Source organism: Streptococcus ovis DSM 16829 (assembly GCF_000380125.1).
Lineage (GTDB): Bacteria > Bacillota > Bacilli > Lactobacillales > Streptococcaceae > Streptococcus > Streptococcus ovis.
In genome coordinates, this window is record NZ_KB904566.1 from 37,004 (window position 1) to 55,918 (window position 18,915).

At 39.7% G+C, this 18,915-nt stretch carries 17 protein-coding genes, 16 tRNA genes and 1 rRNA gene; all 34 read right to left on the minus strand.

The genetic code is table 11. The annotated features are described in order from the left end of the window. Positions 1 to 19: 19 nt before the first annotated feature. The 34 genes from A3I9_RS0103890 to rrf all read right to left on the minus strand — a co-directional run bounded on the left by A3I9_RS0103890 (position 20) and on the right by rrf (position 18,830). The gene (locus A3I9_RS0103890) at positions 20 to 226 is read right to left on the minus strand and encodes a hypothetical protein (protein ID WP_018377764.1); all 207 of its coding nucleotides are present in this window, start codon (positions 224 to 226) and stop codon (positions 20 to 22) included. After that, complete coding sequence (purF, locus tag A3I9_RS0103895; protein WP_018377765.1) at positions 226 to 1,680, minus strand: amidophosphoribosyltransferase; 1,455 nt, start codon at positions 1,678 to 1,680, stop codon at positions 226 to 228. Before purF ends, A3I9_RS0103890 begins: the two co-directional genes overlap by 1 nt. An 82-nt stretch (positions 1,681 to 1,762) precedes the next feature. Continuing rightward, the gene (locus A3I9_RS0103900; protein WP_018377766.1) at positions 1,763 to 5,488 is read right to left on the minus strand and encodes a phosphoribosylformylglycinamidine synthase; all 3,726 of its coding nucleotides are present in this window, start codon (positions 5,486 to 5,488) and stop codon (positions 1,763 to 1,765) included. A gap of 73 nt (positions 5,489 to 5,561) precedes the next feature. Continuing rightward, the gene (gene purC, locus A3I9_RS0103905; RefSeq protein ID WP_018377767.1) at positions 5,562 to 6,269 is read right to left on the minus strand and encodes a phosphoribosylaminoimidazolesuccinocarboxamide synthase; all 708 of its coding nucleotides are present in this window, start codon (positions 6,267 to 6,269) and stop codon (positions 5,562 to 5,564) included. Positions 6,270 to 6,396: 127 nt separating this feature from the next. Then, entirely contained in the window at positions 6,397 to 6,636 is a 240-nt protein-coding gene (locus A3I9_RS0103910) for a phosphopantetheine-binding protein (RefSeq protein ID WP_018377768.1), read from the minus strand. Next, positions 6,629 to 7,636: a phosphate acyltransferase PlsX gene (gene plsX / locus A3I9_RS0103915; RefSeq protein ID WP_018377769.1), complete on the minus strand. Its 1,008-nt coding sequence runs from the start codon at positions 7,634 to 7,636 to the stop codon at positions 6,629 to 6,631. The genes A3I9_RS0103910 and plsX overlap by 8 nt, the downstream gene beginning before the upstream one ends. 113 nt (positions 7,637 to 7,749) lie before the next feature. Further along, positions 7,750 to 8,262 (minus strand): thioredoxin domain-containing protein, encoded by a 513-nt coding sequence (locus A3I9_RS0103920; protein ID WP_018377770.1) that lies wholly within the window; start codon positions 8,260 to 8,262, stop codon positions 7,750 to 7,752. A gap of 339 nt (positions 8,263 to 8,601) precedes the next feature. Further along, the gene (locus A3I9_RS0103930) at positions 8,602 to 8,868 is read right to left on the minus strand and encodes a hypothetical protein (protein WP_018377772.1); all 267 of its coding nucleotides are present in this window, start codon (positions 8,866 to 8,868) and stop codon (positions 8,602 to 8,604) included. Further along, positions 8,865 to 9,668, minus strand: a complete 804-nt coding sequence (locus A3I9_RS0103935; RefSeq protein WP_156809163.1) for a hypothetical protein — start codon at positions 9,666 to 9,668, stop codon at positions 8,865 to 8,867. The genes A3I9_RS0103930 and A3I9_RS0103935 overlap by 4 nt, the downstream gene beginning before the upstream one ends. Before the next feature lie 519 nt (positions 9,669 to 10,187). Continuing rightward, on the minus strand, positions 10,188 to 10,904 hold the full coding sequence (locus tag A3I9_RS0103940) for an ATP-binding cassette domain-containing protein (RefSeq protein WP_018377774.1): 717 nt from the start codon (positions 10,902 to 10,904) through the stop codon (positions 10,188 to 10,190). A 189-nt stretch (positions 10,905 to 11,093) separates the two neighbouring features. Then, a complete protein-coding gene (locus tag A3I9_RS0103945) occupies positions 11,094 to 11,315 on the minus strand; it encodes a hypothetical protein (protein ID WP_018377775.1) in 222 nt (73 codons plus the stop codon). 128 nt (positions 11,316 to 11,443) lie between these two features. After that, the gene (recO, locus tag A3I9_RS0103950; RefSeq protein WP_018377776.1) at positions 11,444 to 12,202 is read right to left on the minus strand and encodes a DNA repair protein RecO; all 759 of its coding nucleotides are present in this window, start codon (positions 12,200 to 12,202) and stop codon (positions 11,444 to 11,446) included. After that, positions 12,190 to 13,365, minus strand: a complete 1,176-nt coding sequence (locus A3I9_RS0103955) for a pyridoxal phosphate-dependent aminotransferase (RefSeq protein WP_018377777.1) — start codon at positions 13,363 to 13,365, stop codon at positions 12,190 to 12,192. Before A3I9_RS0103955 ends, recO begins: the two co-directional genes overlap by 13 nt. 97 nt (positions 13,366 to 13,462) lie before the next feature. Then, positions 13,463 to 14,431, minus strand: a complete 969-nt coding sequence (locus A3I9_RS0103960; RefSeq protein WP_018377778.1) for a ribose-phosphate diphosphokinase — start codon at positions 14,429 to 14,431, stop codon at positions 13,463 to 13,465. Positions 14,432 to 14,528: 97 nt separating this feature from the next. After that, positions 14,529 to 15,746, minus strand: coding sequence for a peptidoglycan hydrolase PcsB (gene pcsB, locus A3I9_RS0103965; protein WP_018377779.1), 1,218 nt, complete (start codon positions 15,744 to 15,746; stop codon positions 14,529 to 14,531). 84 nt (positions 15,747 to 15,830) lie between these two features. Further along, complete coding sequence (gene mreD / locus A3I9_RS0103970) at positions 15,831 to 16,346, minus strand: rod shape-determining protein MreD (RefSeq protein WP_018377780.1); 516 nt, start codon at positions 16,344 to 16,346, stop codon at positions 15,831 to 15,833. A gap of 2 nt (positions 16,347 to 16,348) precedes the next feature. Beyond that, positions 16,349 to 17,179, minus strand: a complete 831-nt coding sequence (gene mreC, locus A3I9_RS0103975; protein ID WP_018377781.1) for a rod shape-determining protein MreC — start codon at positions 17,177 to 17,179, stop codon at positions 16,349 to 16,351. Positions 17,180 to 17,242: 63 nt separating this feature from the next. After that, positions 17,243 to 17,330, minus strand: a tRNA-Ser gene (locus A3I9_RS0103980). 14 nt (positions 17,331 to 17,344) lie between these two features. Then, positions 17,345 to 17,418, minus strand: a tRNA-Ile gene (locus A3I9_RS0103985). A gap of 33 nt (positions 17,419 to 17,451) precedes the next feature. Next, positions 17,452 to 17,524, minus strand: a tRNA-Phe gene (locus A3I9_RS0103990). Between the two features lie 9 nt (positions 17,525 to 17,533). Then, positions 17,534 to 17,607: transfer RNA gene (locus A3I9_RS0103995), tRNA-Met, on the minus strand. A gap of 16 nt (positions 17,608 to 17,623) precedes the next feature. Further along, a tRNA-Ser gene (locus tag A3I9_RS0104000) sits at positions 17,624 to 17,713 on the minus strand. 6 nt (positions 17,714 to 17,719) lie between these two features. Further along, positions 17,720 to 17,793: transfer RNA gene (locus A3I9_RS0104005), tRNA-Ile, on the minus strand. Positions 17,794 to 17,814: 21 nt separating this feature from the next. After that, positions 17,815 to 17,888, minus strand: a tRNA-Met gene (locus tag A3I9_RS0104010). Between the two features lie 5 nt (positions 17,889 to 17,893). Continuing rightward, positions 17,894 to 17,967: transfer RNA gene (locus A3I9_RS0104015), tRNA-Pro, on the minus strand. A 57-nt stretch (positions 17,968 to 18,024) separates the two neighbouring features. Continuing rightward, positions 18,025 to 18,098 (minus strand) — tRNA-Arg (locus A3I9_RS0104020). A gap of 13 nt (positions 18,099 to 18,111) precedes the next feature. Then, a tRNA-Leu gene (locus tag A3I9_RS0104025) sits at positions 18,112 to 18,195 on the minus strand. A gap of 7 nt (positions 18,196 to 18,202) precedes the next feature. Next, positions 18,203 to 18,274: transfer RNA gene (locus A3I9_RS0104030), tRNA-Gly, on the minus strand. A gap of 15 nt (positions 18,275 to 18,289) precedes the next feature. Then, positions 18,290 to 18,362: transfer RNA gene (locus tag A3I9_RS0104035), tRNA-Thr, on the minus strand. 12 nt (positions 18,363 to 18,374) lie between these two features. Further along, positions 18,375 to 18,456: transfer RNA gene (locus tag A3I9_RS0104040), tRNA-Leu, on the minus strand. Between the two features lie 5 nt (positions 18,457 to 18,461). Then, a tRNA-Lys gene (locus A3I9_RS0104045) sits at positions 18,462 to 18,534 on the minus strand. A gap of 3 nt (positions 18,535 to 18,537) precedes the next feature. Next, positions 18,538 to 18,610 (minus strand) — tRNA-Asp (locus tag A3I9_RS0104050). A 6-nt stretch (positions 18,611 to 18,616) separates the two neighbouring features. Further along, a tRNA-Val gene (locus A3I9_RS0104055) sits at positions 18,617 to 18,689 on the minus strand. A 25-nt stretch (positions 18,690 to 18,714) separates the two neighbouring features. After that, positions 18,715 to 18,830, minus strand: a 5S ribosomal RNA gene (gene rrf, locus A3I9_RS0104060). Positions 18,831 to 18,915 lie beyond the last annotated feature (85 nt).

Below are 18,915 nucleotides of genomic sequence, written 5' to 3' on the forward strand. Positions count from 1 at the left end.
TTTGGAAATAGCAGAGCTACTATTCTTTATCATCTTTTAAAAGCTTGGCTATGTTAACAAGTTGATAAAGGACATAAATCCAAGCGAAAACTGCTATACCATAACCTAAGCTTGCCAAAAAATGTTTCTCAATCAATGATACAAGGGACAAAAAACTCAACAAGGGTAACAAAACAATACCAATTGCAAGCATTAACCGATGTAAATCTTTGATGACTTTTGCCATTATTTCACTTTCTCAATGTAAAAACTTGTCTTTTCATTGAGGCTACGAATGTATTCTTCTTCATAGTCGTACAATGGAGTTGGGTATTTCCCATCAAAATAAGCGACACACAGTCCACCATTTGGAGCATCTGTTTCCAGACCAATTGACTCAATCAATCCCTCAAGTGACAAGTAGGTCAAACTATCTGCTCCAATAATTTCTCGAACTTCCTCCGCGCTATGGTTAGCCGAAATCAACTCACGACGATTTTGAATGTCAATCCCATAGAAACATGGATATTTCAATTCTGGACTGCCAATGGCCACATGGACTTCCTTAGCACCTGCCTCACGCAGTAATTGAACAATGCGACGTGAGGTTGTTCCACGAACAATCGAATCATCAATCATCACAACTCGCTTATCTTTGACAACACCCGATACCGCAGACAATTTCATACGGACACCCTGCTCACGCAATTCTTGCGTTGGTTGAATGAAGGTCCGTTGGGTATATTGATTTTTGACCAAGCCCATCTCATTTGGTAAACCAGATTCTTCTGCAAAGCCCATGGCTGCTGACAAGGATGAATTTGGAACACCGACCACAATATCTGCTTCATGCTTGAATTCCTGCGCCAGCCTTTTTCCCATATTTTTACGAGCCGTATGGACATTTACCCCAGCAATTGTCGAGTCAGGACGAGCAAAGTACACATACTCCATAGAGCAGATTGAAAGTTGAGTGTCAGTAGTAAAGGTGTCGTACTGGATTCCATTATCGTCAATGATAATCACCTCACCTGGATTCACATCACGGACCCATTCGGCACCAATCACCTCAAAGGCACAGGTTTCAGAGGATACTACCCAAGCTCCATTTTTCATTTTACCGATAGAAAGCGGGCGAAAACCATTTGGATCAAGAGCTGCAATCAATTTATCCTCTGTCAATAAAAGATAGGCAAATCCACCTTTTACGATATTAAGAGCTTCTTTCACCTTGCCCATAAAACTAGGATTGTGGCTACGACGAATGAGATGCATCAAAATTTCTGTATCTGATGAAGCATTGAAAATTGCTCCCTGCCCTTCCAATTCTTTCCGTAAAGAAATTGCATTAGTTAAATTCCCATTGTGAGCTAAAGCAAAGTGTCCATCATGAAATTTATAAAGAAAGGGTTGGATATTGCGAATATCCGCTGCACCAGCTGTTGCATAACGAACATGCCCAACGGCTGCTGTACCAGTTAACTGTTCCAAATCAGCAGCATTTTTAAAGACTTCTGACAAAAGACCTGTATCACGATGGCCTCTTAATTCGCCATTGTTATTTGAGACAATTCCCGCACCTTCTTGACCACGGTGTTGCAAACTGTGGAGTCCAAAATAGGTTACTTCAGCTGCTTGCGGATGTCCCCAAATGCCGAAAACGCCACATTCTTCATTTAATGATTTTACTTCGTATGTCATTTTAGATTTTCCTTTTTGTAACCTTCTTAGAAGGTCGTGTCACTCTTCTTTAGCGAGGGAGGAAAAGATTCACTGAACCTTTTCATTTCCCTGTAAAGTATTTCACTGCGCTTTCAAAGAGTTTTTGGTCTTTGTTTCCTGGAATATTTTGGAAGAGTCCATCTTCCCAGCGCTCTGAGTGCCCCATCTTACCGATGATTTGTCCGTTCTTGCTGGTAATTCCTTCGATGGCATAAACAGAACCATTTGGATTATACTTGCTGCCCATGCTTGGTTGACCGTCAAAGTCCACGTATTGGCTCCAGATTTGACCATTGTCTCGAAGTTCCGCAAATTCTCCAGCCGTTACGACGAATTTGCCTTCACCATGTGACACTGGAATGGCATGGATGTCACCCACTTGAACTCCTGCAAGCCATGGCGAATTGGTATTGGCAATCCGCGTCTCCACCATTTTCGCCACGTGCTGGTTGGCGTCGTTGTAGAAGAGAGTTGGACTGGCCTCGGTTGCCTCTTCAAAATTGCCATACGGGAGTAAACCAGATTTGACAAGAGCTTGGAATCCGTTACAGATACCGATAATGAGACCACCGCGTTCGATAAAACTGTCAATCGCCTTGCGAACTTTCGCATTGAGCAAGATATTGACAATAAACTTAGCAGAACCATCTGGCTCATCCGCTGCTGAGAAACCACCTGCAAAGAAGAGAATATTAGCTTTGGAAATATTTTCTACCATATCCTCAACAGACTGCTGAATTGCTTCCCCATCCAAGGTCACAAACGGTACTAAGTTTACTTGGGCCCCAGCTTGTTCAAAGGCCTTAGCTGAATCATATTCCGAATTGGTTCCTGGGAAGACAGGAATGTACACCAATGGTTGTTCTACAACTTCTTTAGCTCTTGTTACTGTGTCCGTCACAACTGCTGGGACGTTTTCTAAGTTCGTGTCCTGTTCAAATTCTGTGGGGTAAATATCTTCCAATTTACCTTCAAAGGCTGTCAAAAGCTTGTCTCCATCAAGGTTGACACCGTTGACAAGGAGTGTAAAGCCAGCAATTGTTTGACCGATTTTTACTGCTCCAGCAATTTCTTCCTTAGATGTAAAGATGAAACCACCAAGTTGAGCTGTCAAGCTGCTCTCAAGCTTCTCTATTTCTGCAGAAGCACCGATACGATTCCCAAATGTTGCTAGTGCAAGACTTTCAAGCACCCCACCATATTTAACGGCTGAAGCCGAAGTCAGTTCATATTTTTCTTGAATAGCTGAGAGGGTTTCAAAGTTTTTCGTAATCCCTTCAAAATCAATGTCGACTGAAATGGCCTGACCTGGAAGGTAATAAATATTTTCGCCTGCTGCCTTAAATTCTGGCGAGAGTACCTTGCGACTATCTGCGGTTGTGACACCAAAAGCGACAAGCGTTGGGGGCACTGTCAATTCTTCAAAAGTGCCAGACATAGAGTCTTTCCCACCGATTGATGGAAGACCCAATTGGATTTGTGCTTCGATGGAACCAAGCAAGGCTGCAACCGGCTGACCAAAGCGATCGGCTTGTTTGTCCATGCGTTGGAAATATTCTTGGTAAGAGAAACGAGCCTTAGACCAGTTAGCGCCAGTTGCCACTAATCGAGCTGTCGCCTCAATAACCGCATAGGCTGCTCCATGATAAGGTGACCATTCTGCAATGTACGGGTTAAAGCCTTGTGCCATCACAGAAGCTGTTGTGGTGACCCCATGCTGAACAGGCAATTTCTGAACTGAAGCCTCCGTTGGTGTGACTTGATAACGTCCACCAAGAGGATGATTGACTGTTGAACGACCAACAGAGCTGTCAAAAATGGTCTGTAAACCTTTTTGACTGGCGTGATTGAGGTCTGATAGCACCGCAACTGCATCTTGTTCCAACGTTTCAGCAGAAGTGATACGTATCTCAGGCACTTCAACCTGACTGTCCACAACATTGGCATCTACTACCACACGCACACCGTTGGTATCCAAGAAACGGCGCTCAATATCTACAATCGTTTGACCATTCCAAGTCATAACCAGATTTGGTTTTTCTGTCACAGTCGCAACCGCAACGGCGTGAATATTTTCTGTCGCACAGGCTGCGATAAAGGCATCCACATCACTTGGTCGAACAACAACAGACATCCGCTCTTGGGATTCTGAAATCGCAATTTCTGTACCGTTTAGACCAGCGTATTTGAGGGGCACCTTATCCAAATCAATTTCAAGTCCATCTGCCAATTCACCAATGGCCACACAGACACCACCAGCTCCGAAGTCATTGGATTTCTTGATCAGACGAGTCACCTCACCATTGCGGAAGAGCCGTTGAATCTTCCGCTCTTCAATGGCATTCCCTTTTTGGACCTCAGCGCCAGCTGTTTCTACCGATTCAACGGTTTGCACCTTAGAAGAACCTGTCGCACCACCGACACCATCACGGCCTGTCTTTCCACCAAGAAGGATGACTACATCGCCCGCTTCTGGTTTCTCACGCACCACATTTCCCTTCGGCACTGCACCAACTACTGCACCGAGTTCCATCCTTTTGGCTACAAAACCTGGATGGAAGTATTCACGAACATAAGTTGTCGCAAGTCCAATCTGGTTTCCATAAGATGAATACCCATGTGCTGCAGTCTTTGAAATGACCTGTTGTGGCAATTTCCCTTCACGTGTTGCAGCAATCGGCGCTGTAATATCTCCAGCACCAGAAATCCGCATGGCTTGATAAACATAAGAACGTCCTGACAATGGATCACGAATCGCACCACCGATACAGGTAGCCGCGCCACCAAAAGGTTCAATCTCCGTTGGGTGATTATGAGTTTCATTCTTAAACATGAGAAGCCAAGGTTCTTTGACACCATTGACATCTACTTCAATCTCAACAGAGCAAGCGTTGATTTCATCTGACACTTCCATGTCATCCAAGCGACCATTGGCACACTCATAACGCCCAAAAATCGTCGCCATGTCCATCAAAGTTTGTGGCTTTTCAGAGCGTCCTAGTTCTTCACGCATAGCAAGATATTTATCATAAGTTGCTTGTAATTGCTCTTGGAATTTTGATTCAGAGAAATTGATGTGCTTCAACTCTGTCTCAAAGGTCGTGTGACGGCAATGATCTGACCAGTAGGTGTCAAGCACCTTCAATTCCGTCTCTGTTGGTACGCGCCCAATAGATTTGAAATATTCTTGGATAAAGACAAGGTCAGCCACCTCCATGGCCATTCCCTGCTCTGCCTTATATTTCGCAAAATCCTCTGCCGTATAGGTCTCAAAGAAGTCTAGAGTTGGAATGGTTTTGTCCGAGTTTGAAAATTCCTGTGGTTGAATGGCTACTGTAATATCCTTGAAGCGTGAATCCACTGGATTCAAAAGATAATTCTTCACCGCTACCAATTCTTCCTCAGCAATGTCCTCATTGATTAAGTAAAGTTGAGCCGTATTGACCACGACGTCATTTGTACTACCAAGTAAGAGCAAAGCTTCTTGAGCTGATGCCGCACGCTGGTCAAACTGCCCTGGTAAACTTTCAATAGCAAAGAATGCTGACTGGGCAAGTGCTGCTGTGACATCTGCTTCACCTAAAATGGTATCTGTCACTTGCTCAGAAAAAATATGTTTCTCCGCTCTTTCAAATAAATCTGCTGCTAAATTAAAAACATCGTAAACTTGTACAATACGTACAGACGAAAGACTTGTCAACTGCAAATTATGTGTCAATTCCTTCACCAAGGCATGAGATTTCACCTGAAAATCCGCTTTTTTCTCAACGAAAATACGTTTGTCCATTTCTAAGTACCAGTTGCGAGAGGTTTCAACAGCCCAATCGCTTTTCCTTTCTTTATATAAAAAAACATTCCTACTAAGCTAGTGTTTTTAACTGATCTAACACCACTTGATAAACATCTGTTAAACTTCCAAGGTCACGGCGGAAAACGTCTTTGTCCATATGGTTGCCATCTGCATCCCAAAGCCGACAATTATCTGGCGAAATTTCATCAGCTAATAGAATATTACCATCCTTATCGAAGCCAAATTCTAATTTAAAGTCAATCAACTGCAATCCAATCTGAGCAAACCAATCTTTTAACAACTCATTGATACGACGCGTCTCAGTCTTTATATAAGCAAGCTGTTCCTCTGTGGTAACTCCTAAAAATTGCACATGCTCATCATTCACAAAAGGATCATCCAACTCATCTTTCTTGTAATAAAATTCTACAATTGGTCTGTCTAACATGATACCTTCTTCCACACCAAAGCGTTTCGAGAATGAACCCGCTGTTACATTACGTAATACAACCTCAAGTGGGATAATCTCCACCTTTTTATTCAATTGTTCAGTATCAGAAATTTGTTCAATAAAATGTGTTGCCACACCGGCAGCATTTAATTTTGAAAAAATAAGAGACGAGATTTGATTATTAAGCATACCTTTGCCTTCAACTGTCTCCTTGCGAGCACCATTCAGCATCGTTGCTTGATCCTTATAAACGGACCGAATCACATTCTCGTCTTCTGTTTCATAAATATCTTTTGCCTTTCCCGTATAAATCGGTTGTTTTGACATAAATAGTTCGCCTTTCGCTTGAATTCATTTTAGATTATATCACAAAAATAGACTAAAATAAACAAAAAACATATTTTATTTCTTCTTAAAACAAAAAACATCCGTTTTTAACAGATGCTTCTAGCTATTATTTAGAAATAGAAAAAATATAGTTCGTAATATCTTCTACAGTTCGAAAACTCTCAATATCAGAGTCAGAAATTTCAATTCCAAATGCATCTTCTAAAGACAGTACAAATTCCATTATTTCAACAGAATCTTCTGCAATACTATCATTTAGAGAAGTGGCAGGTGTTACTTCAAAATCACTTCCTTTTGAATCCAGAATAATAGCCACGATTTGTTGATAAATTGCCTCCTTATTCATCGCTTTCCTCCACAGGTGAAAATTTCGCGACTGATTTCGCCACAACGTCTGATTCTAACATCGTTCGGATTTGTCGAATCGTCGCCAAAATTGTCTTCGCATCACTTGAACCATGCGCTTTTACAACTGGAGCATTGAGTCCGAAGAGAACAGCTCCACCTGCATCTGAATAATCCAGCGATTTTTTCAACGTACGTAAACTATTTTTCATGAACAAATAGCCAATTTTCGCACGTAATCCGCCGCCCTCAATAGCAGTTTTCAATTGTCCCATAATACCAAGAGCTGTTCCTTCAATGGATTTAAGTACTGCGTTTCCTGTGAAACCATCTGTTACCACCACATCTGCAACGCCATTCATCAGCTCACGCGCCTCGATATTACCAATAAAGTTGATAGCTGGCTCGTCTGATAATAAGGCAAAAACTTCTTTCCGTAGTGGATCTCCCTTTGTTTCTTCTGTACCATTATTGAGCAAGCCGACACGAGGTTTCGCAATGCTACGCACATTTTCAGCGTAAAATGAACCCAAAACGGCATACTGATGAAGATGTTTAGCTGTACTTTCAGCATTTGCACCCAAATCTAACATATCAAATCCTTTACCATCAGTTGTCGGCAAAGTAGACAGAAGGCCTGGACGATCAATTCCTTTAATCCGTCCCACCACAAAAAGACCAGCCGCAAGAAGGGCCCCTGTGTTTCCAGCAGATAAGACTGCATCCGCCTGTCCCTCTTTAACTGCTTTTGCTGCCAAAACCATCGAAGCATTTTTCTTCCGACGAATGGCTTTAGCAGGCTCATCATCAGAATTGATTTTCTCATCTGTGTGAATAATGCTCACACGCTCTGTCGCTGTCAAATACTGACGGATTTTAGCCTCATCTCCATATAATTGAACTTCAATATCTGAAAAAGCTGTAATGGCTTGATTTACTCCCTCTACAATCGCTTGAGGGGCATGATCTCCACCCATAGCGTCTACTGCAATACGTTTCATACTATTCTCCTACAAGATAATAACATCATTATAGCACGAAATACGCTTTTATTCACTTGTAAGAATAGATTTCCAACTAAAAACTCTTCTGACCATTTAAAAATTTCCTAATACTAACTTTTTGCATGTCCAATTAGACTCTTTAGGATTTTCCTTAATTCTATTTGCTGCTTCAGTGACAACCCTTCCTTACTAGCATCATGTCCTACTACAGTTCCTGTATGAGTTTTAACCTCTCCAGCACTATTAATAGCTACTAGAAAAGGAACATACAGCTTATCTCCTCCCATGTTTTTTCTAAAAACATCCGTTATCACTGAACGTTGATGTTCTGAGAAATCACTTGATTTTGTATTAACAGTATATATCTTACTTTGGCTGGCTACCAATTCATCTTCTAAGATGGGTAATAAATCCTGACACCACGGCCAACTGGCAAAACCAAAATAATACAAGCCCTGATTCTTATTTTGTACCCTAGTGACAACCTCTACTGATTGTTCCTTTAAGAAGGACTGGTCTTTTTCTGAACTTGGATTAAAAAATAAAAGAAGTAGGACTCCCAATAAAATAGACACTATGAAAAAACTATTTATAACGAAAGGAATGGTGCTATTTTTATGCATTTTTCCTCCTTAATAAATGACACAATGATAGAAATATCATTTCTCCGTCATTTGTTACTGGTAGCAAATTCAAAATATTTAACCAACAAAACAAACGTATTAAGACCGTCGGTACATTTTCCACTGGTAACAGGAATCCTAGAAAAATAAGAACAAGTGGAGCAGAACTAGCAATCAGCAGGTTGTGAAAATCATTCTGTTTATTTTCATAAAAAATTGCTGGAAGAAGAATAGATGCTCTCACAATCGGTTTGTAGCCTAACATCATTGCCACTACCAAATGGATTGTTTCATGTAATAAAACAAGTCCTACAATCCCTAGAAAAGATATGAAAAGAATCATGCGGTAACTCGTCTAGGTTTCTTTAATAAGAAATAACCTGTCAACCAGATTGTCACAAACACTGCATAAATCACATAAAATTGTACATCAAGAGAAAAGACATTTGTCAATGTTTCTTTTGTGTCTATATTTTGAATAACCAGCCCCATTAACGTTGTTCTAGTTTCATTAAAAATTTGGAACAATTCTACTCCAAAATCAACTACAAATAAAAACAACCAAGTTAAAGTAGCATATGTAAATTGTTGTAAGTACTGTTTCATTTTACAGTCTCCGTTTCTGTTTTGATAATATACATTAAAATGGTGATTAACACCAACATAATAGGGAATAATAATATTGGAACTTTCATCAAAATATAAAGCATAGTAACAGAAAGAAGTAATAGCACAAAGGATATCGTCTCATTCATGCTACTAGCTGATTTTGGAAAAAGAAAACCAATAATGATACTCACCAAACTGACTGCCATAGTCTGAAGAAAAGGCAATAAGCCATTTTCAAAATAAACTCCTAATAACAAGGAAGGCAAAGCTAAAAAAATTGTAAATAGTAATAAACTAATAAATTCATTTTTTGTAGTAAATCTTAAAAGAGGATACATTCTCCTATGTCTTACAGTCGAATCCCCATAATGCAAAAAACTCATCCCTAAAAGTGGCCAAAAATCCATTATATTGTGACCTGCTAGGGTTATCTCATCAATATAGAGCGAGTATGTGCCTACACAAAAAAGAAATAAAGCAGAATGAAGAAAGAATTTAGTACGTATCATTGCTAAAGCGACCGCTTCTATCCTTCTTCCCGAAGAAATATTTGATAGAATAGGAAGAAACTTTTTTGGCAAGAATGTAGCATCATACTGTGTTCTATCTACTAAAAGAAGTACAATCAGTGTCACACAAGATATTCCCAGTAATAAAAGTGCCAATTCAATCGGATTTTCTATCGTTTTCACCAGATAAAATTCAATATGGAATTTAAATACAAAAAGATAACTTAAACCAAGCAGGAAATAACATAACGTTATAGCTCCATGGCCTTTTCTTTCTGAAAATCCCATATATTTTATCATCAAATTATACAAAAAATTTGAAAATAAATAACTAATCAGAAAGAAAAAGTGGCAAGATAAAAACAAACTAATAGCAATAGGAACTGACTGAAGAACTCCGAGACCTGGAATCAGTATCACAAAGAATAATTCAAAAAGAGAGAGAGCTAAGCCCAGTTTGAACAACTTCACGGACCAATATACCTCTGTCTCACTGTATGGTAGTGTTTTAGCTAGAAATAAGGAACTAGTTTGCAAAGAAACAATTGTATTCATTAGTATGAAGATAAAAATTCCTGCTATCAGTGATAAATTGTTATAACTACCGATTGAAAGACTGATATTCGTCTTTAATTCCTCAAAACTATACAGTTCCCCGACACGAGATAATTTTGCAAATTCTACTACATTAAGATAGAAATAGAATAAATAACTTCCAACACCGAACAGCAGGATCCCCGTCGACTTTTTGGATTTTTTAGAAAGGATTGCTGTAAAACGCCATGAAAAGATTCCTTAAGATATAATTTAAGCAGATATAAAATATTTACGAATGTTGCGGATTTTCTCACCAATATCTCCTGTCTCCTTCACGTGTTCATTAATGGCATTAACTTCTCCTTCAAATTTAGTAAGAGTCCCTTTATTCATAATATAAATATTTTCAGGAAATTTTTGCAAAGTATTCAAGTCATGTGATACAACAATAAAACTTCGTGTCCTTTTCAAGTGAAGCAATAATTCCTGTACCAATAAAACCGTGTCAAAATCTAAACCACTAAACAATTCATCTGCAAATACATAATCTGTATTTGCTGCAATTGCAGCAATTAACTGAATCTTTTTCTTCATACCAAAGGAATAGGATTCTAATAATTGATAACGATGATCTTCCAAATCAAAAATAGAAAACAATAAATCTACCTGTTGCTCACTTGAATTTGGATAATGCCTCAAGGTTAACTTTAAATATTCATCTGCAGTAAGATAATCAGGCAGATAAAAATCAGATGGGATATAAAAGATTGATTTTTTGTAATCCTTCGTACCTACAACCTCTCCATGGCACATTATAGTGCCACTATCTGCTTTTAATAAATTCATCATTGTATTCATGAAAGTTGTTTTTCCGCAACCATTCATTCCTACAATAACATAAATTTCCTTAGGCTTAAATTGTATGGAAAGATTAGCTAAAACTGTCTTTTTTTGAAAGGATTTAGATAAATTGGTAACAGTAATCATAAATTTTCCTCCTAAAAAGAGAGGAGGTTGGAAAAAGCACCTCCATCTCCTAACTCGTATGGTTTTAAAGGGTTGATGTAATCATTTAGTAGGGAGTTAGTCTAAGTGAGTATTTATTTTACAATGAAGACTTGCTTAGAAATCAATTTCCTCCAAATACCAACTTCTACCTCACCCTTATTCTTTTAATTAGTTACATGCAATCCCCATTTGTCCAGATTTTGGCCAATGGAATTTGACATTAAAAGCAAAACTTCTACCTCGACTAGTACAATACCAAGCATACAAACCAATTCCCGCCAAGACAACTAAGCCAAAAACAAACCACATCCAACGATTTTCAATGACATGTTGATATTTTCTCTCCAAATCCAATACATAACCTTGAAACATTTCTGATAGTGTTGTCATAAGATTCCTCCTAAAATTATCATTAAGATTTCTCTCTCATTTTATCTATTCGAAAAAAATTCTAAAATTATCAAAAAAAGATTGGAAAGAATATCTAAAATAGATTTTTCCCAATCTTTTTATAACCATTATTTTTTCATAATCTGACCCCAATCTGTCAGATTATCAATAAATTTCTTACTCTTCAAGTGAATGCCTACATATTCTTCATACAACTGGTCGATAAACAGACGTAACTTCCGCTTCATTTCAGGTTTAATTGAAATAGTTTCTAATTCTGCAAAGGAAATAGCCTGAAATTGATCCAACAAATAGAGGACATTAGGATCCACATGGCTTCGCCTTTCATCCTCCTGATAATGCTGAGGGCATAAAACTCCCGAATACTTGTAAGAATAATCAAATGGCAAACCCACACGATGGCAAAATACACACTCATGAAAATTCAATGATACACCGAATCGCCCCAACAATTGAATTTCAAAAATGTTGGTGAGAATTTCTGCATCCATTCCCTCTTCCATCAAATCCAACGTTTTCTCAACAAAAGAAAACAACGCTGCATCGATAATTCCATCCTGCATGCAGGCATCTGCCAATGAAACCACGTAAGAAGCATAAGCAAGTGTAAAAATATCAGCCTGTATCCGTTTAAACATCTTCATCTGTGACACATCATCTATATAACCAAGCCCTTCTTCATTCAACTTAACAATATAATCTGCCACAACCAACTGTTGAATCCCAGCGGTCAATTTCGAGTGCGAAGCATGTTTCACGAAAAACATTCGTTTCCCTGCCTGCTCTGTAAATATTTTTACCAACTTATCATCTTCTCGATAATTTCGATTGTATAAAACCAGGCCCCTTGTCTCTACTCTTTGCATTCTTCCATATATTCCTTCAACCGTTTCATTGCTTCTTGAATGACTTCCATACTAGCTGCATAGGATACTCGAACATAGCCTTCCCCATATTGACCAAAAGCCACACCTGGGATAAGAGCTACTGCTTTTTTTCGCGCAAAATCCTGCAGGAAAGCAAAGGAATCTTGAGAATAGCCCTCTGGAATCTTGGCAAAGATATAGAAGGCCCCATCAGGCCGAATAATTTGAAAACCTAATTCCGACATTTTCTCCATCAGATAATCTCGACGAACCCTATATTCGTCACGCATCGGTACTGCATCATCTTTTCCATTTTTGAGCGCTTCAATCGCACCATATTGCATCGATGTAGCTGCTGCAGTTACTAAATATTGATGGCTCTTAATCACTTGAGATATAATTTCTGGCGAAGATAAAATCATGCCAATCCGCCAACCTGTCATTGCATGAGATTTAGACAGACCCTGAATCAAGATTGTCTGCTCCGGCAAATACTCCGCAATAGAGACATGGGGTTGACCCGTGTAGTTCAACTCTGCATACACTTCATCGGACAGGACAAAAATTGGATATTTTTTCAATACCTCTGCTAAAGCCTGAATCTCCTTGCGAGAGTAGGTGACACCTGTCGGATTTGTTGGGTAATTCAAAATCACAGCCTTCAGTTTCTCACCCTGTTCAATGATTGCTTTCTCTAACATCTCTGGTGTCAGGACAAAATTATTTGCAGTTGTATCAATCTCAACCACATCTGCTCCCATCAGTTTCACAATGGGCTCGTAACCTGGATAAGCAGGAGCTGGCAGCAAAACACGGTCTCCTGCCTCCAAAATAGCAACTAGGGAAGCAGATAGGGCTTCTGTTGCACCAATTGTTATCAAAATCTGATTTTCTGCTGCATAAGCAAGCTGATATTTTTCTCTCACAAAATCAGAAACAGCTTCTCGCAACTCCAACAAACCCGCCATCCCAGTGTAATGACTTTGATTGGCATCAATTGCTGCTTTCGCAGCCTCCTTCACATGATCCGTTGTCGCAAAATCAGGCTCACCTAAGGTTAATTTCAAAATCCCAGGGATATTTGATATGGACTGATCAAATTGGCGAATCATTGATACCTCAATTCGGTCTAATTGCTTATTAAAACGCTGGCTCAAATTCATACTATCACCTCACACACTTCTCATTTCTGTTTTATTATAACGTATTTTCAAAAATTAACACAACAAAAAGTCATTGGCTTCCCAATGACTCTTGCTGTTATTTAAATTTATCTGTTTCAAATAGTGGTGATAATGGGCGTTTTTCATGAATTCGTACAATCGCATCTGCTAACAATTCTGCAGTTGATATGGTTTCAATCTTATCAATTAAACGATCTTCAGAAATCTCAATCGTATCCAAAACTACCAATTTCTTGATGGCAGATTTTGAAATATTTCCCATAGCTGGTCCAGAAAGAACAGGGTGCGTACAAGAAGCATATACTTCCACAGCTCCTGCCTCAGCCAAGGCATCGGCTGCATGACAAATAGTTCCAGCCGTATCAATCATATCATCAATCAAAATACAAGTTTTACCTTCAATATTTCCGATGATATTCATGACTTCTGATGTATTCATCTTATCCACACTACGGCGCTTGTCAATAATCGCAATTGGTGTTTTTAAGAATTGGGCTAACTTACGAGCTCGAGTGACACCACCATGGTCTGGAGAAACGACTACATAACCATCACCAGTCATCCCACGGCGTTCAAAATAATCCGCAATCAATGGAGCCCCCATCAAGTGATCCACTGGAATATCAAAGAATCCTTGAATCTGTGCCGCATGCAAATCAATCGTTAACAAACGATCCACACCAGCAGTTTCTAACATATTCGCCACCAATTTAGAAGTAATCGGTTCACGAGCACGTGCCTTACGGTCTTGACGTGCATACCCATAATATGGAATAACGACATTCACTGACTCAGCGGATGCACGCTTTAAAGCATCCACCATAATTAAAATTTCCATTAAGTTATCATTCACTGGTGAACTTGTTGATTGGAGAATATAAACGTGACTTCCACGAATGGATTCCTCGATATTCACCTGAATTTCACCATCTGAAAATTGACGAACAGTAGATTTTCCAAGAGAAAGTCCGATATGTTCTGCAACCTGTTTTGCTAGTTCCTGATTTGACGAAAGTGCAAACAACTTTAAGTCAGAAAACGCCATGATAGCCTCCTATTTTTTCTTCTATACCATTTTAACGCTTTTTGTAACAATTTTCAATCAAAAAAAAATGTGGTTTCCCACATTTTTTAGCTTATTCTTAATTTGGATAGATGTACATAACACTTCCGCCCCATGTACCAGCAGTTGGATTAAACCATCCACGGAAGTTACTTACATAGCGATTACCAGCATAGTTAGATTCAACAACCTGAATTTGTGCTCCATTCACTGCTGTGACAACTGCAACGTGTCCGTAACCACCACCATCGTATGGCCAAACCGCAACAGCACCAACTGCAGGAGTACTTCCTACTCTAAATCCAGCTGCACGAGCTGAAGCAGGCCACATATTCGCGTTCCCCCAATAGTTACCAACCCAACCAGCTGCTTGTTTTGCACCCCAAGTGCATTCACCAACTGGATATGTGTTGCCAGCACTACTATATGTAATCGGTGCAGGTGCAGGTGTTGGAACTGGAGTTGCTACTGTATTAGTTTGTGCAGGCGCAGGTGCAGGTGTTGAAGCTACTGGTGTAGCTGCTACTGCTGTGACAACAGGCTGTTGCTGTTGTTGTTGAGCTACTGCAGCTTGCTTGGCTTGGTAAGCAGCCTGCGCTGCTGCTGCTGCCTTAGCTGCTGCTTCCGCTGCTGCCTTTTGCTCAAGCAATTCTGCCTTTTTACCTTCTGCTGTTTCTTTTTCAGCAGCCAATGACAATTGAGCTGCTTTAAGCGCTGCTTCTTGTGCTTTCAAAGCTTCTGCATCATCAGCTAATTTCTTTTGGTTATCCCAAACAGTATTGATTGCTTTTTGGTTTTCTTGTTGTTTTTTTGCAATCACTTCTTTATCAGCTTTTTGTTTTTCTAACATACGGTTATTAGCAGAAACAATTTCACGCATCGCATTAACACGAGAAATGGCATCAACAATTGATTTAGAATCTAGGATAGTGTTGATATAGCTAGTTGCTGAAGCATCTGTTTGTGCGCTACGTGCTTGCTCTTTTAAAGCACCATCACGTGAAACAATATCTGCAGCTAATTGTTCAATTTCTGCACTCAATGCTTTTGACTCTGCTTCTAATTTTTCATTTTCAGCAGTCAATTTATCTTGTTCTGCACGAATTGTATCTACTTGAGATTGTAATTTATCTACTTCTGCTTGAGCTGTCGCTTGTTTTGCAGAGATTTCACTGATTTTATTTTCTTGTACAGCAATTTGGCTATCTGTATCATCAGCTTTCACTATTACAACATTTCCAAAATTTGATAAAACAATGCTACTTAATAATAGTGTTGCTAATATTTTTTTCTTCATAACTAGGTGTAACTCCTCTATTCTTTATGACTATATTATTCTAACAAAAAAAACGCGCCAATATGTTACGCGTTTGTTACATTTCTATGTCTTATTTGTAAATCCAAAAAGAGCTTCAAACATTGGATGTAATAAAAATAGCAGGATGCTATTAAAGACCAAACTAGGAGCTAAATCATAAAAAACAAAGAGAAACATTGACAAATTTGAAATATGAAATAATCTTGCCAATAAAAACATTGAAAATTTAAGCACAAATATGACGACAATTAAAATAATCAGATTCGTAACCCGTCTCATTTTTAAATACTGATAAAAATAATACACAAGGTAAATGACCAACGGAAATAAAGTAACTCCCATTCCAATCACATCAATATAATAAATATCATAAAAGAAACCTAACATCGCAAATAGAAAGAGACTATAAGACAATGGTAAATAAAATGAACAAAAAATTCCCACCATCAATAGGAGATGGCTAGAAATTGAAATGACACCCGGCGACAAATTTATCAGCAACGTCGTAAGCTGCCCATCTAATGAAAATGCAATTAGAAGAAGCAGTGGTGCCAAATAGTTGATAGATTTTCTTAACATAGCTACTTTCCAATCATTGATACAACATAAATATTAGAAAAATTAGCTGCTGGTTTAACAAACAATTCCCTGTCTAAATTATTTGAACGATTTTTAACAGAAGAAACTGTTCCCACTTGAATATTTGCAGGATAATTTCCAGCCAAATCGCTCGTTACAACAGCACTACCAGGCTTAACTTCCACATTTTCATTTAACTGACTAACGATAAAAGAATGACTATCTGTATCATAACCATTCAAAATACCATAGATATTCCCAGAATCCATTGAAATCTTTACAGCAATCTTAGAAAAATCATCAGAATTGGTAAGTAAGCGAACTGTAGTTGCATCATCATTTACTGAACTCACTACACCAATCAACCCACCATTAGCAACCGCAAACATATTTTCTTTTACACCTGAATTTGTACCAGCATCTACTATCAATTTTTGATTCCAAGCATTAGGAGTTCGCACAGCAACAAGAGCAGATACAATATCTTGATTCACATCCATTGAATCTATTTGCAAAGCTTGGCGTAAACTTTCATTTTCGGCAATTAAAGCCTCGTTTTCAGCAACTTTACTTTCAAGTTGGGCAATTGTTTCTTTTAGTTCTTTATTCTCTTTATAAGCAGAAATCAAGTGTAACAGTTCATCTTTTTCACCAGATACAAATTGAACAGGCTTTGCAATAACTGAGTCAACAGCAGCAAAAATTTGTCTTACACCACTTGTTACATATGGAATCTGTACTCCTTGGTAAACAGTAAAAAACAAACTAGACAAAGAAATTAATAATAGGAAAGAGATTGTCATAATTAATCTAGACTTTTTGTATCGATTCATAATAATTCCTCACGCATTTAGATACAATAAAACGAGAATATCATAAGATAATCTCGTTAACCACGGAGAATAAGGGATTCGAACCCTTGCGCCAGTTACCCGACCTAACGATTTAGCAAACCGTCCTCTTCAGCCNCTTGAGTAATTCTCCATCTCCTTATAGAATGGGCACGAGTGGAATCGAACCACCGACCTCACGCTTATCAGGCGTGCGCTCTAACCATCTGAGCTACGCGCCCAAGTAAAACTTGGACAAAAAATCAATATACCAATGGCGCGAGACGGAATCGAACCGCCGACACATGGAGCTTCAATCCATTGCTCTACCAACTGAGCTACCGAGCCAAATCTCTATTGCGGGAGCAGGATTTGAACCTACGACCTTCGGGTTATGAGCCCGACGAGCTACCTAGCTGCTCCATCCCGCGTCAATATTATCTTAAAAGGAGGATGTGGGATTCGAACCCACGCACGCTTTTACACGCCTGACGGTTTTCAAGACCGTTCCCTTCAGCCGGACTTGGGTAATCCTCCCTAAAATGGACCTTGTAGGACTTGAACCTACGACCACTCGGTTATGAGCCGAGAGCTCTAACCAGCTGAGCTAAAGGTCCAGCAAACCAACAAGATAAAAATAGCGGCGAAGGGGATCGAACCCCCGACCTCCCGGGTATGAACCGGACGCTCTAGCCAGCTGAGCTACACCGCCATCAATCGGGAAGACAGGATTCGAACCTGCGACCCCTTGGTCCCAAACCAAGTGCTCTACCAAGCTGAGCTACTTCCCGATATAGTTCTATCAACTAAAAATAAAGCTCCCCTAATGTTTCCCATTAAGCGAGTTATGCACCCAAGAGGATTCGAACCTCTAACCGCCTGATTCGTAGTCAGGTACTCTATCCAGTTGAGCCATGGGTGCTCATTATTATTTATGCCGAGGACCGGAATCGAACCGGTACGATGTTGCCATCGCAGGATTTTAAGTCCTGTGCGTCTGCCAGTTCCGCCACCCCGGCGAGGCAAAGCGAACGACGGGATTCGAACCCGCGACCCCCACCTTGGCAAGGTGGTGTTCTACCACTGAACTACGTTCGCAATTTTTTCCCTCAATGCCGGCTACATGACTTGAACACGCGACCCTCTGATTACAAATCAGATGCTCTACCAACTGAGCTAAGCCGGCTCTTTCTCTCTATGCGGGTTAAGGGACTTGAACCCCCACGCCCTTCGGCGCCAGATCCTAAATCTGGTGCGTCTGCCAATTCCGCCAAACCCGCATAAATGACCCGTGCTGGGCTCGAACCAGCGACCCTTTGATTAAAAGTCAAATGCTCTACCAACTGAGCTAACGAGTCTTACGGTCCCGACGGGAATCGAACCCGCGATCTTCGCCGTGACAGGGCGACGTGATAACCGCTACACTACGGGACCTATTTATGGGAGTTAACGGGATCGAACCGCTGACCCTCTGCTTGTAAGGCAGATGCTCTCCCAGCTGAGCTAAACTCCCAAAGGATATTGAATCCTCTTGATTCGCTAAGCGACTACCGTATCTCACAGGGGGCAACCCCCAACTACTTCAGGCGTTCTAGGGCTTAACTGCTGTGTTCGGCATGGGTACAGGTGTATCTCCTAGGCTATCGTCACTTAACTCTCTCGAATGTTACCATTCAAAATTGAATACCTATATTCTAACAAGTTTTAACTTCGCTGTCAATATCTTTTCGGATAAGTCC